11 protein-coding genes are annotated in these 14301 nt (G+C 48.9%); 6 read left to right on the top strand and 5 right to left on the bottom strand.

Going from position 1 to position 14301, the window contains the following annotated elements; translation table 11 throughout:
• Window positions 1–185: 185 nt before the first annotated feature.
• The 3 genes from HMPREF3277_RS10860 to HMPREF3277_RS10850 form a co-directional block, all read right to left on the bottom strand.
• A complete protein-coding gene (locus HMPREF3277_RS10860) occupies window positions 186–647 on the bottom strand; it encodes a hypothetical protein (RefSeq protein ID WP_070871124.1) in 462 nt (153 codons plus the stop codon).
• An 88-nt stretch (window positions 648–735) separates the two neighbouring features.
• Entirely contained in the window at window positions 736–1281 is a 546-nt protein-coding gene (locus HMPREF3277_RS10855; protein WP_246830805.1) for a hypothetical protein, read from the bottom strand.
• A 9-nt stretch (window positions 1282–1290) separates the two neighbouring features.
• Window positions 1291–2349: a hypothetical protein gene (locus HMPREF3277_RS10850; protein ID WP_070871123.1), complete on the bottom strand. Its 1059-nt coding sequence runs from the start codon at window positions 2347–2349 to the stop codon at window positions 1291–1293.
• A gap of 570 nt (window positions 2350–2919) precedes the next feature.
• On the opposite strand from HMPREF3277_RS10850, the gene HMPREF3277_RS10845 reads away from it, so the two are divergent.
• On the top strand, window positions 2920–5085 hold the full coding sequence (locus HMPREF3277_RS10845) for a TonB-dependent siderophore receptor (protein WP_070871122.1): 2166 nt from the start codon (window positions 2920–2922) through the stop codon (window positions 5083–5085).
• A 119-nt stretch (window positions 5086–5204) separates the two neighbouring features.
• Here HMPREF3277_RS10845 and HMPREF3277_RS10840 read toward each other — a convergent pair whose 3' ends face one another.
• Entirely contained in the window at window positions 5205–5729 is a 525-nt protein-coding gene (locus HMPREF3277_RS10840; protein ID WP_009312241.1) for a hypothetical protein, read from the bottom strand.
• Between the two features lie 418 nt (window positions 5730–6147).
• Here HMPREF3277_RS10840 and pepN point away from each other — a divergent pair, with 418 nt between their 5' ends.
• Both pepN and HMPREF3277_RS10830 read left to right on the top strand, forming a co-directional pair.
• Complete coding sequence (pepN, locus tag HMPREF3277_RS10835; protein ID WP_070871121.1) at window positions 6148–8751, top strand: aminopeptidase N; 2604 nt, start codon at window positions 6148–6150, stop codon at window positions 8749–8751.
• A gap of 149 nt (window positions 8752–8900) precedes the next feature.
• Window positions 8901–9329, top strand: coding sequence for a hypothetical protein (locus HMPREF3277_RS10830; RefSeq protein ID WP_070871120.1), 429 nt, complete (start codon window positions 8901–8903; stop codon window positions 9327–9329).
• 57 nt (window positions 9330–9386) lie between these two features.
• Here the strand turns inward: HMPREF3277_RS10830 and HMPREF3277_RS10825 are convergent, their stop codons facing one another.
• Window positions 9387–10052, bottom strand: coding sequence for a hypothetical protein (locus HMPREF3277_RS10825; protein WP_283127075.1), 666 nt, complete (start codon window positions 10050–10052; stop codon window positions 9387–9389).
• Between the two features lie 220 nt (window positions 10053–10272).
• On the opposite strand from HMPREF3277_RS10825, the gene mnmA reads away from it, so the two are divergent.
• The 3 genes from mnmA (at window position 10273) to HMPREF3277_RS10810 (ending at window position 14204) form a co-directional block, all read left to right on the top strand.
• A complete protein-coding gene (mnmA, locus tag HMPREF3277_RS10820; protein WP_070871118.1) occupies window positions 10273–11376 on the top strand; it encodes a tRNA 2-thiouridine(34) synthase MnmA in 1104 nt (367 codons plus the stop codon).
• 105 nt (window positions 11377–11481) lie between these two features.
• A complete protein-coding gene (locus tag HMPREF3277_RS10815; protein ID WP_070871117.1) occupies window positions 11482–13155 on the top strand; it encodes an AMP-binding protein in 1674 nt (557 codons plus the stop codon).
• A gap of 68 nt (window positions 13156–13223) precedes the next feature.
• The gene (locus HMPREF3277_RS10810; protein WP_070442856.1) at window positions 13224–14204 is read left to right on the top strand and encodes a PhoH family protein; all 981 of its coding nucleotides are present in this window, start codon (window positions 13224–13226) and stop codon (window positions 14202–14204) included.
• Window positions 14205–14301: the final 97 nt, after the last annotated feature.

The raw sequence follows: 14301 nt of genomic DNA, 5'->3' as shown, positions 1-14301 counted from the left end.
CGCTACTGTCCTATTTTGATTTTAATTGACTATACTATAAATATGAACTTAGGAATAAGCATAATACTGCAAAAGACATAATATAACCTTAATTATGATTTCGGATATAATCTGTTTTCTATCTCATTTTTGATGTCAGGCCGGTCTTTTAAAACATCATCTACTATATCATCTTGTATGCGACTCTATTCAAATGAATCATTGTATAATTGTTTTTCCAAATCTATAAAGTAGGATAGTACATCTATAGGCGGCTGCCCAGAATGGGAAAGATTATGTTTTATTGCCTTACGAATCAATTTTTGGTTTGCAGCCAAAAAATTGGCACAATTTTGACGGGATAAACGAACCTCTGCATCTTCTTCAAGCAAGATAACGACTTTAAAAGGATCATTTCTCACTGTTTCTAAATAATCAAAACCGTGATTATCATGCATAAATACTAATACATCACGGAGAAATTTGTCATTATCTTTTTGAATGGTTTTCCATGTCTCCTTATCTTGGATATGTACCATTCTTTCTTCATCACCGCATTTGCTTAAATTATAAACTATAGGTATAAACCCATGAATTAAAGTAACTTCTGCATAGGCTTTACATTGTAAGAGCAACATTAAAATCCCTATTGCGTAATATTTACTCATGATGATTTTCTTTTTGATGTAATGAATTATGTGAAGGCATAAAGTCTTTATCTGAAATATTATACAATTTTTTTGCTATAATTGATTTTTAGAATTCATCATGTAGTTTTTCCTTTATTTTGGGCTGGTTGGAAAATATCTCTGAAATAATGTCAACTACTCGATTTCTTTCACCGTAACCATAAAGTTGCACTAGTAAGTTTATCAGATAATCTGTAACATCTATTGATTTTCTAGCATTCTTCACTAAATTGTTTTTTGCAATAGCACTATAAATTAAGAGCTTATTGGACTCTAAAAATGTTTTACAGTTTTTTGAGGAGAATTCTACCATTCGGTATGCAGGTAAAGCTGTTATTTCTCCTTTAGGGTTATTGGTTTTATCCAAGTAGGCAAAACCGTTATTGTCCCTCATAAATACCAACACTTCTTTGGTGAACTCATCATACATATTATGATAATCTTCCCATTTTTTTCTATGTTCTTCGGAATTGTCAGTCATTCGAGGACTGCGGATGCGGGTTTCCCCACAGATACTGTTAGGTGTCTCTCTGCTATAGAATACAACTTTTGCCAATGCAGTATCTGTCATGAAAAATAACATTATGGTGATGACGGGATAAAGTTTATTCATTTTCAACCCTTATTTGTAGAAATTATTGTTTTTTGTATAGTTGTCTCCTTTTTTTATTTCTATTTTGTAGTTTCCCTTTTTAATAAGAAAATTTCCGTTTGAGTATAAGGTAACTGTTTGATTGACTTTTTTTGCCAGTTTCTTGGTAAGAGGTTCTTCCAGTCCCCAGAAAATATCTATATTGGTTTTCATAGAACTTTCAGAGGGTAGACGGGTAATTTTTTTGGGATCATTTTCTCCGCCTCCTACAACATCATAATCACCCAAGATATTGTACTCTTCTCCTTTGTCTTTGACGGGAATAGTTCCTGCTCTAGGGCATTTAGTTCCTGCTTTTCTCGTTTCTTTAGTGGCATGGCAGTGTATTTTTCCTTTTTCTAGAAAAACTCCGCTGTCTTTACTCGGTTCGTTACTTTCCCGGAAAACTACTTTATAGAAATTTACAGTTTTCGAATGAAACGTAATAACCAAACCAATGATTGCTATATACGCTCCTTTTTCATGAAAAATCATAGGGGAATTGTCTTCATTTCTTGCTAAAGAATAAGATAAGCTAACTGGTTCGATAATTGAGAAAGTAATGCTTTTTTGATCATACTGGGTTTTAGCTCTGACAGTTATCGAACCTGCCTTATCCAAAGCAGAAAAAGAAATTTCGTTTGAAGGTGTTTTTGATTTGACGGATGATGGTTTGACCAGATTCGATTGGATTTCCCACAATACGGGGATATTGGAGCGGACGGTTACGGCTTCGCCCACGCCTATGGTGGTTCTATTGCGGTTTTTCGGCAGTTTGGCGGCGGTTTCTGATGTGAGCTCAATTTTGCAATAGGCTTCATATTCTATGGTAATGTGTTGGAAAGCCGGGTCGCCCCACCAGCACGAATATTTGGCAGGTAGTTCGGATTCGCCGAATTGGTAGCCCTTTTTACGCATTTCCGCCGCTTTGGCGCGGGCTGCTGCTTCGGTCAGGTTTTCCTTGTACAGGCCGCCTCCGGCTGAATTGGAATAGTAGGCACGGATAAATTTGCCACGGATTTTATCTTGTTCTTTGCAGTGTTGCGACATGACCCTCTCCTTTAATGAGAATTATCTGTTGTGTCTTACATTATCGATGTTATGGGTAAACAATTTCTAAAAGTTTCCATTATTTTTTATGAATAATTAGTATGCATCATATCGTTTGGTTGAGTCAGATGCAAACAAAACACTCCAGCCCTTCCCGTGAATTGCGCTGGAACGAAGAACAGAAGGCTTTAAATTTTGAAATCTATCAGCAAAATGCCTCACCGATGCCACTTAAGTTGAATTTGGAAAATTGATACAACGGATTTATCTTTCGAATGAATACGCCAAAGGTTGTCTGAAACTTTTCAGACGACCTTTTTTGCGGCTGTCGGATTTGTTTGATTGAGAATGAAAGATGGTCATGCAGATGAAAATGATGTATCGGGGATTGTGTAAATTATTTGATTCATGCCCGTCAGTTTCCTATACTCCGACCGTTTTATTTCATCCCATTACAGAAATTTGATAAAAATTCTTATTTAATACGCAAAAAAGCCGTTTGCTGTCGAATGGTACAAGGAGGTTTGGAACTCCGCTGCCGTTCGGACGGCTAAATAATTAGGAGACACCATGCCATTATCTAAATTTCGTCCTGCGCGTTTGCCGGTTGCTGTTGCTGCGGCACTTTTGTCTGCTTACTCCTTAGGTGCAGGGGATGGGGTTGAGCAGGTTGATTTGCCTACTGTCCAAGTACGTGGCATCGGCAAACAGACAACCTCCAACTACACCATTCCGGCTTCCTCCGCCGCCACAGGCATCCGCCTGACCCAGCGCGAAACGCCGCAGTCTTTGTCCGTCGTTACCGAAAAACAAATGGACGACCAAGGTTTGGATACCTTGCAGGACGTGTTGAAACAAACACCGGGCGTGTTCCACAGCAAAATGGGCAACAACGTTTCCGGCCACAGCCAATTTATTTCGCGCAGTCAGGCGATTGACAGCATTTCTGTGGACGGCGCGCCCAAATTTCTTTATGACGGTAAAGCCATACGCCGCGGCACCAACAATCTGGACAGCGCATTGTACGAACAAGTCGTCGTCGTGCGCGGCGCGAGCGGTTTGTCCAACGGCGGTATGGGCGAGCCGGGCGGTACGGTTGCTTTGGAACGCAAAAAACCGACTGCCAAACCCGCCGTCAGCGTGGAAGCCGGTGTTGGTTCGTGGAACCACTACCGCTTCGTCCTTGATGCCAATCATCCTCTGAATGCCGACAATACCTTGCGCGGCCGCGCCATTTTGGTCAGCGACCACGGCGGCGATTACCTGCCGAACACTTCGCGCCACAATCATACTTTCTACGGCATTCTGTCCTACGACCTTACGCCGCAAACCCACTGGCGCCTCGGTACGGAGCTGCATCGTTTCCGCAATAACGGCAGCTCGCGTTTCAGCTATCTGACCGTAGCGGGAAACCGCAACGACGGATTCAAGCCGTTTGAATCTTCGCCGCGCAAGAACTCGTCCGCACGCTGGGCATACGGCAAAGACAACAGCGCCGAAGTATTCACTTCCCTCAGTCATGAGTTTGCCAACGGCTGGAGGTTGACGGGCGATTACAGCTATCTGACAGGTAAAAGCGACATCGTTTCAGGCATTGCTGGTACATACGAAATCAATCCTGATTACTCTGCGCTTTTCACTTCAGATCGTGACCGCAGCAAATACCGCGACCAAGATTTCTCGCTGACTTTGGACGGCGACTATCCCGCTTTCGGTCGTTCGCATGAATTTAATGCAGGTATCAGCTATCAGGGCAACCGAGAAAACCTGTCTTTCTATCAGGAAGGCGAATCGATTATTCCTGATTTGCGCCAATTTGACGGTAATGTTGCACAGCCCGATATGCCGTATTTGCGCGACGGTTTTACCGATATGAAAAACCTGTCGGTTTACGGCTCGACCCGTTTCAAACTGACTGACCGATTCGCCCTGATCGGTGGTGCACGTTTTGTAGACTGGCGATACCGTTACAGCACCAACCGCAACAAATTCGCTTACAGCAGCCACAAACAAAAAGTTTTCATTCCTTATCTGGGTGCAACCCTCGATATTGGTGAAAACTTAACTGCCTATGCGTCTTACACCACCATCTTCCGTCCGCAAGTGCGTTACCTGACCAAAGACGGCGCGGCGCTCGAACCGCAACGCGGCAAAACCTACGAGACCGGTTTGAAAGGCTCATGGTTTGACGGTCGTCTGAATGCTTCTGCGTCCGTCTTTATGAACAAACGCGACCATTTGGGCGTTTATGCGGGTAGATTGCCAAACGGCGAAGAATACTACCGCTCTGCTGATAAAACGACGACCAAGGGCTGGGAGCTTGCCGTCGGCGGACGCTTGAGCGACAGATGGCTGCTTAATGCTTCTTATGCACGTTCCAAAATCAAAGACAGCGAAGGCAAGCAACTGCATCCGTCTTATCCCGTTCATTTGTTCAAACTCTTCACGGCGTACGACGTAACCGACCGTTTGAACTTAGGCGCAAACGTCAACTGGCAAAGCCGCAGCCATACGCTGGACGAATATCCCGCAGATATCAATCCGGCTGCTGCCGCTGCATTGACCCAACGCCCATACGCTACGCTGGACTTGACCGCGCATTACAAAATCGGCAAATCCACCCAAATCGGTTTGGACTTTGAAAACGTGTTCAACAAACGCTACCGCACCATGCCCGACATCCACGTTTACGGCACGCCGCGCAGCCTGACCGCTACGTTGAAACACACGTTCTAAAGCAGGCAGAAGAAAAGGTCGTCTGAAAATCTCGATTTGAGGTTTTCAGACGACCTTTTGGTTTGTATGGCGTGTATTGGGGAGAAATTGGGTAAATGGTTTTCTCTAAAACGGCAATGCTATTGAGACGGGGCGCATTCTTGCAGCAGCAGGTTGTCCGTCATGTTGTCAGGCGTTTCTTCCGAGGCTTCATGATGAACCAGAAAACCGCCGTCTTCCTTGTAGAAATCGGTTTCCGTAAAGTTGCCGATTGTCCAAGTGTATTGACCGTCGCTAAAGGCGTTCAAATCTTCGTTGCTCATCTCGGGGCTGAAAGGTGCGACAAATTCGGCACCTTTAAAGCGCACTTGCGCCGCGGCGCCGTCCTCTGTTTTGAAATAGCGGACTGATACGCTGCCGTTGTCTTTGCAGCGGTAGGTTTGCCATTTTGCCTGATCCAAACCGGTCAGATTTTGCGTGGCGGAAGGCGCGGAGGCTGATGCTGCCTCGGAAGCGGCGGCTTGTGCCGGGGCTTGGGAGGCTGCGGCTGCCGACGCATTTGAAGCTCCGGATGCGCTGGCTTCTGCCGCTTCGTTGCCGGCGCTGCAGGCGCATAACAATGCAGTCAATGTGGAACACAAAAGGAGCAAAGGTTTGGAAGACATATTTATCACACCTCAAAGATAATCAAAACCTGACGGATTGGAACGGGAATGCCGGTAAAGGTTCATCCGCTCCTTGGCGGACAGGGCGGTTGTCTGCCCGAAATCCTAAAGCAATTTCGGTCATTTCGCTATTGCCGATATGGCAACGGATTATACCCGTGCAGGGGCGAAGGGGGCATTCTAACAGCGTAAACGGAAGACGGGGTTGCCCCTGACTTTGTGGCATGAAATATTGGATAAAAGGTATTTTTGTGGGATGATGGGTGCGAAGTTTGTTATTTTGTTAAGATTGCATTTTCAGACGACCCAATAGGGGATGACAGCCGTCAGGACAAGGTACAGCGAAGCCGTCCGATGAAAGTTATCCACCCTATCTCTTTTCATTTCTTTAATTGATTCCTAACCCGAAAGCAAAACCATGAGCAAAACCGTCCGTTATCTGAAAGATTACCAAACGCCTGCCTACCGCATTCTCGAAACCGACCTGCATTTTGACATTGCCGAACCGCAAACCGTCGTGAAGTCGCGTTTGACGGTCGAGCCGCAGAGGGTGGGGGAACCGCTGGTGTTGGACGGTTCGGCGAAACTCTTGTCCGTCAAAATCAACGGGGCGGCGGCAGATTATGTGTTGGAAGGCGAGACACTGACGATTGCGGGCGTGCCGTCCGAACGCTTCACCGTCGAAGTGGAAACCGAAATTTTGCCGGCGGAGAACAAATCGCTGATGGGGCTGTATGCTTCCGGCGGCAATCTGTTTACCCAATGCGAGCCGGAGGGCTTCCGCAAAATCACGTTCTACATCGACCGTCCGGATGTGATGTCCAAGTTCACGACCACCATCGTCGCGGACGAAAAACGCTATCCCGTTTTGCTCTCCAACGGCAACAAAATCGACGGCGGCGAGTTTTCAGACGGCCGCCATTGGGTGAAATGGGAAGATCCGTTTGCCAAACCGAGCTATCTGTTTGCTTTGGTCGCGGGCGATTTGGCGGTAACGGAAGACCGTTTCACCACCATGAGCGGCAGAAACGTCAAAATCGAGTTTTACACCACCGATGCGGACAAGCCCAAGGTCGGCTTTGCCGTGGAATCCTTGAAAAACGCGATGAAGTGGGACGAAACGCGCTTCGGTTTGGAATACGACTTGGATATTTTCATGGTCGTCGCCGTGGGCGATTTCAATATGGGTGCGATGGAAAACAAGGGTTTGAACATTTTTAACACCAAGTTCGTCCTCGCCGACAGCCGTACTGCCACCGATACCGATTTCGAAGGCATCGAATCCGTGGTTGGACACGAGTATTTCCACAACTGGACGGGCAACCGCGTGACCTGCCGCGACTGGTTCCAGCTTTCACTGAAGGAAGGGCTGACCGTGTTCCGCGACCAAGAGTTTTCCGGCGACCGCGCCAGCCGCGCAGTGCGCCGCATCGAAAACATCCGCCTGCTGCGCCAGCACCAGTTTCCCGAAGACGCAGGCCCGACCGCCCATCCGGTGCGCCCCGCCAGCTATGAGGAGATGAACAATTTTTACACCATGACCGTTTATGAAAAAGGCGCGGAAGTGGTGCGGATGTATCACACCCTACTCGGCGAAGAGGGCTTCCAGAAAGGCATGAAGCTCTATTTCCAACGCCACGACGGGCAGGCCGTTACCTGCGACGATTTCCGCGCGGCGATGGCGGACGCGAACGGCATCAATCTCGACCAGTTCGCCTTGTGGTACAGCCAGGCAGGCACGCCCGTTTTGGAAGCGGAAGGTCGTCTGAAAAACAATATTTTCGAGTTGACCTTCAAACAAACCGTGCCGCCCACGCCCGATATGGCGGACAAACAGCCGATGATGATTCCGGTCAAAATCGGGCTGCTGAACCGCAACGGCGAAGCGGTGGCATTCGATTATCAGGGCAAACGCGCGACTGAAGCCGTGTTGCTGCTGACCGAAGCCGAACAGACCTTCGCGCTCGAAGGTGTAACCGAAGCCGTCGTTCCCTCGCTGCTGCGCGGCTTCAGCGCGCCGGTGCACCTGAACTATCCGTACAGCGACGACGATCTGCTGCTCCTGCTTGCCCACGACAGCGACGCCTTCACGCGCTGGGAAGCCGCCCAAACGCTCTACCGCCGCGCCGTCGCCGCCAACCTCGCCGCGATTTCAGACGGCGTCGAGTTGCCGAAACATGAAAAACTGCTTGCCGCCGTCGAAAAAGTCATTTCAGACGACCTCTTGGACAACGCCTTCAAAGCCCTGCTTTTGGGCGTGCCGTCCGAAGCCGAACTGTGGGACGGCGCGGAAAACATCGACCCGCTGCGCTACCATCAGGCACGCGAAGCCTTATTGGATACGCTTGCCGTCCACTTCCTGCCGAAATGGCACGAATTGAACCGTCAGGCGGCGCAGCAGGAAAACCAAAGCTACGAGTACAGCCCCGAAGCCGCCGGCTGGCGCACGCTGCGCAACGTCTGCCGTGCCTTCGTCCTACGCGCCGACCCTGCGCACATCGAAACCGTTGCCGAAAAATACGGCGAAATGGCGCAAAACATGACCCACGAATGGGGCATCCTGTCCGCCGTCAACGGCAACGAAAGCGATACGCGAAACCGCCTGCTGGCGCAGTTTGCCGACAAGTTTTCAGACGACGCGCTGGTGATGGACAAATATTTCGCCCTCGTCGGCTTAAGCCGCCGCAGCGACACCTTGCAACAGGTTCAAACCGCCTTGCAGCATCCGAAATTCAGCCTCGAAAACCCCAACAAAGCCCGCTCGCTCATTGGCAGCTTCAGCCGCAACGTCCCGCATTTCCACGCAGAAGACGGCAGCGGCTACCGTTTCATCGCCGACAAAGTCATCGAAATCGACCGCTTCAACCCGCAGGTCGCCGCCCGCCTGGTGCAGGCGTTCAACCTCTGCGACAAGCTCGAGCCGCACCGCAAAAACTTGGTGAAACAAGAATTGCAGCGCATTCGGGCGCAGGAAGGGCTGTCGAAAGACGTGGGCGAAATCGTCGGCAAGATTTTGGATTAAGGTCGTCTGAAACGGTAATGCAAGTTATTGTAATGCAATAAAAAAGGTCGTCTGAAACTGTCATTTCAGACGACCTTTTGTGATAGACACATATTCTGCTTCGTCATAAAATGCCATGCGTTTATTATTGATTGAACAATGAGGCTAAAATGAAGAAATATATTCTTGCAGCGTGTGCATTATGGTTTGCAGGTCAAGCATTAGCCGCTGATTTTTCTGGAAATTGGGGGTATGAGCAAGAACTGGAAGATGGTATCTACGGTAAATATTTTAATATTAAGCAATCACCAAAATACACTATTTCCGGAGAGTGGAATGAAGGCCGTTCGAACGGCCCGGGCGGCAGCGGCAAGGTAAAAGGCTATGTCAAACGCGGCAAACTGTATTTGAGCTATTGCAGCGAAGGCGACGATTCTTGGTACACGCATTGTCCGAAATATGAAAAAGACCGCGGATATTTCGTGCGCAGAAACGGGCAGCTTGTCGAGTATTACAGTTTGCACGGAAAGCGCAATACTTACAGAAAGGGCGATGTGTTCACCCGGCAAAAAGAAAAAGAAGCCGACGCATCCGAATAAACAAAAGGTCGTCTGAACATTTTCAGACGACCTTTTTAAAATTTTAGTACTACTTTTTTATTTTCCTGAAATTTTGATGGTTCGGATATGGGTTTTCTTGGTAACGCTTTTTACTGAAACTGCTTTTTTTGTATGGGAAATACTTTCCCATCTACTTTCTTTCTCAAAGTTTTCTTCGGCTAGTTTTTCGGCATTTTCTTTACCTTGGAGCCATATTTCAATTGCCGTATTGAGTTCATTCTCGATATTGTTATCAGGCTTATCAGCTGCGTTATCTTTTTCTTTTTCTTCCTTAGTTATTTCATGTATGAACCAAGCAGGGACGAGGATGCATAGCATATTTTTGAATATGTTTGACATCGTTATTTCAACATTTGTCATGGCGGTACATACCATTCCTTTAGGATTAGTAGTGCTTGGTATGCAGTTAAGCTGATTTGTTTCTGGAATACAGACAATCAAGATAGCTAGATGTGAAACACCGACAAGACAAATAAAAAAATTTTTGCCTTCTTCATTTTCTTTCCATTTGGCAAAAGACGGTAGAAGAAGAAGGGAGGAAAATAAAAAAAATATCAACATAACCCACGGAGTGGAAGATGTAATCTGTGAGTTAAAAAAATCAGTAAATACCCAAATTTCTACTATGCATAGTAATGCTGAAACGCTTAACATTAATGTATCTTTTTTCATAATAACCTCACCTTGTTTGTTAGTTGACAAAATTCTGGCATTTTGATATCCGAGAGAGAGCTATACAAGTTAATTAAAGTAAAAATAAACAACGCTAAATTAATGCCAGCGGAAATATTTTCTCCTTAGTTAAAATTCACAATCACTATCCAATTCTCTATCTAGCGTTCAAATACCCTTCCTTATCCCTTCATCAAAATGTGCTAAAATCCGCCTTTAAAAACTGCTGTTTCCTACCCATATCCCCTTCATGGACATTACTCAACAACCTTCAAACATCATCGTCGGACTCTCCGGCGGTGTCGATTCCTCCGTAACCGCCGCCTTGCTCAAACAGCAGGGTTATCAAGTGCGCGGTGTGTTTATGCAAAACTGGGAGGACGACGACAATGACGAATATTGCAGCATCAAGCAAGACTCTTTCGATGCCATTGCCGTCGCCGACATCATCGGTATCGACATCGATATCGTCAATTTTGCCGCTCAATACAAAGACAACGTATTCGCTTATTTCCTCAAAGAATACAGCGCGGGACGCACGCCGAATCCGGATGTGTTGTGCAACGCGGAAATCAAATTCAAATGCTTTTTGGATTACGCCATGGAGCAGGGCGCGGATACCATTGCCACCGGACACTATGCGCGCAAAGAAGTCCGCAACGGCGTGCATTATCTGCTCAAAGGCCTCGACCGAAACAAAGACCAAAGCTATTTCCTCTACCGCCTCAAGCCTTTTCAACTCGAGCGCGCGATTTTTCCGTTGGGCGGTTTGGAAAAACCTGAAGTACGCCGCCTTGCCGCCGAATTTAATTTGCCGACCGCCGCCAAAAAAGACAGTACCGGCATCTGCTTCATCGGCGAACGTCCGTTCCGCGAGTTCCTGCAAAAATACCTGCCGACCAACAACGGCAAAATGGTGACGCCCGAAGGCAAAACCGTCGGCGAACACGTCGGGCTGATGTTCTACACGCTCGGACAGCGCAAAGGATTGGGCATTGGCGGTGCGGGCGAGCCGTGGTTTGTCGCCGCGAAGGATTTGACGAAAAACGAACTCATCGTCGTACAAGGTCATGACCATCCGCTGCTCTATACCCGCAGCCTCGTGATGAACGATTTGAGTTTCACGCTGCCCGAACGCCCGAAAGAAGGGCGCTACACCTGCAAAACCCGCTACCGCATGGCAGACGCGCCCTGTGAATTGCGTTATCTCGATGATGACACGGTCGAGCTGGTGTTCGACGAACCGCAATGGGCGGTAACGCCCGGTCAATCTGCCGTGCTGTACGACGGCGATGTCTGCTTGGGCGGCGGCATTATCATGTCCACCGACAAGCCCGTCATTATTACCGCTTGAATAAAAAAGATAAAAGGTCGTCTGAAAACTAATGCGGCAGGTTTGCTCCCGCCTTTTCAGACGACCTCAAGACAACCATAAAACCAACGAAACAAGATTATTTATATGGAAAAACTCTGGCTCAACAGCTACGAACAAGGTGTCAATGCCGAAATCGACATCACGCAATACAGCTCTATCAGCGACGTATTCCGTCAAAGCGTTGAAAAATTCGCGCATCAACCCGCGTTTCAAAACATGGGCAAAACGCTCACTTACGCCGAAGTCGGCAAGCTGGCGGAAAATTTCGCTTCCTATCTGCAAAACGTTCTGAAGCTGCAGCGCGGCGAGCGCGTGGCGATTATGCTGCCCAACCTGCTGCAATACCCGATTGCACTTTTTGGCATCCTGCAAGCGGGGCTGGTGGCGGTGAACACCAATCCGCTCTACACCCCGCGCGAGCTGGAGCATCAGTTGAAAGACAACGGCGCGACCACCATCATCGTTTTGGAAAATTTTGCCAACACGCTGGAGCTGGTGCTGCCGCGCACGCAAATCAAACACGTCATCGTCGCTTCTGTCGGAGAAATGTTCGGCTTCTTCAAAGGCACGCTGATGAATTTCGTGCTGCGCAAAATCAAAAAAATGGTGCCCGAATACCGCATTTCCGGCGCTATCCCTTTTCAGACGACCCTGAAAGAAGGGGCGGCGCATACCTTTCGCCCCGTTACCCTGACCCGCGAAGATACCGCGCTGTTGCAATACACGGGCGGCACGACCGGCGTCGCCAAAGGCGCCATCCTCAGCCACGGCAACATCTGCGCCAATATGCTTCAGGCGAAAGAATGGATTAAAAACCAACTGCGCGAAGGCAAAGAAACCGTCATCGCCGCGCTGCCGCTTTACCACATCTTCGCTCTGACGGTGAACCTGATGATTTTTACCAACGCCGGTTCCAAAATCATCCTGATTACCAACCCGCGTGACATGAAAGGCTTTATCGGCGAACTCAAAAAAGAGCGCATCAGCGTCTTCATCGGCGTGAACACCTTGTTTAACGGCATGGTCAACCAACCCGATTTCGCTACCGTCGATTTCTCCAACCTTCGCCTGACTTTGGGCGGAGGCATGGCGACTCAAAAAGCCGTCGCCGAAAAATGGAAAAAAATTACCGGTACGCCCATCGTCGAAGCTTACGGTCTGACCGAAGCCAGTCCCGGCGTGTGCTGCAACCCGCTCAATATCGAAGCGTACAGCGGCGGCATCGGATTGCCCGTTCCCTCCACCGAAGTCGAATTGCGCGATGCGGACGGCAAAGAAGTCCCCGTCGGACAGCCGGGCGAACTTTGGGTGCGCGGCCCGCAAGTGATGAAAGGCTATTGGAACCGCCCCGAAGAAACCGCCAAAACCATAGACGCGCGCGGCTTTTTGGAAACCGGCGACATCGCCGTCATGGACGAAAAAGGCTGGCTGAAACTGGTTGACCGCAAAAAAGACCTTATCGTCGTTTCCGGTTTCAATGTTTATCCGAACGAAATCGAAGAAGTCGTTTCGCACAACGATAAAGTCATGGAAGTCGCCTGTATCGGCGTGCCCAACGAAAAAACAGGCGAAGCCCTCAAAGTCTTCGTCGTCAAAAAAGACCCGAGCCTGACCAAAGAAGAACTCATCGAATTCTGCCGTACCGAGCTGACCGCTTATAAAGTGCCGAAAGACATCGAGTTCCGTGACGAATTGCCCAAGTCCAATGTCGGCAAAATCCTGCGCCGCGAGCTTCGCGAACAAGCGCAAAACAAATAACACCGAAAGGTCGTCTGAAAAGCACCCTGCACCTTTCAGACGACCTTTAATCATCATGGAAACAAGATATGACCCATACCGTCCATCTTCAATTTGAAGACATCGACAACACCGTCCTCCAACGCCTCTGCGGCGCGCTCGACGGCAACCTCGAAGCCTTGGGCAAAGCCCTCGATATCCAAATCAGCCGCCGCTTCGAACACTTCACCTTCATGGGCGAACTCGCCCACGCCGGCCGCCGCGCCTTGCTCGCGCTCGCCGAAGCCGCCGAACAAGGTGATCTGGACGACAACGCCATCCGCCTCGCCGCCGTCGAAGCCAAAACCGCTGACAACAAACACGAAGAAAAGCATCACGACCAACAATATTATTTCCGCACCAAACGCGGCAGTATAGGTGGGCGCACCCCGCGCCAAAACGGCTACATCCGCGCGCTGTTAAACCACGACGTCGTCTTCGGGCTGGGGCCTGCCGGTACGGGTAAAACCTATCTCGCCGTCGCTGCCGCCGTCGATGCCATGGAAAAACACCAAATCGAGCGCATCGTCCTCGTCCGCCCCGCCGTCGAAGCAGGCGAAAAACTCGGCTTCCTGCCCGGCGATTTGGCGCAAAAAGTCGACCCCTACCTGCGTCCGCTCTACGACGCGCTCTACGATCTGATGGGCTTCGACCGCGTGACCAAACTGATGGAAAAAGGCTTGATCGAAATCGCCCCGCTCGCCTACATGCGCGGGCGCACGCTCAACGGCGCGTATGTGATTTTGGACGAAGCGCAAAACACTACGCCTGAACAGATGAAAATGTTCCTGACCCGTATCGGCTTCGGCGCGAAAGCCGTCATCACCGGCGACATCAGCCAAATCGACCTCCCGCGCAACATCAAATCCGGCCTGAAAGACGCCCGTGAAAAACTGCGCGATGTGGAAGGGCTGTATTTCCACACCTTTACCAGCGAAGACGTCGTCCGTCATCCGCTGGTACAGAAAATTGTGGAAGCGTATGAAGCGGCAGAAGAGCAAGCCGAAAGAAGCAGCGCCGCCGAACGGTAAACGATGAAGTTCAAAAAGGTCGTCTGAAAACCTGAAACATGGGTTTTCAGACGACCTTTTTCATATTTTATAGTGGATTAACTTTAAATCAGGACAA

The organism is Neisseria sp. HMSC70E02 (assembly GCF_001838645.1).
Lineage (GTDB): Bacteria > Pseudomonadota > Gammaproteobacteria > Burkholderiales > Neisseriaceae > Neisseria > Neisseria macacae.
This window is presented reverse-complemented; position numbering and strand designations above follow the sequence as displayed.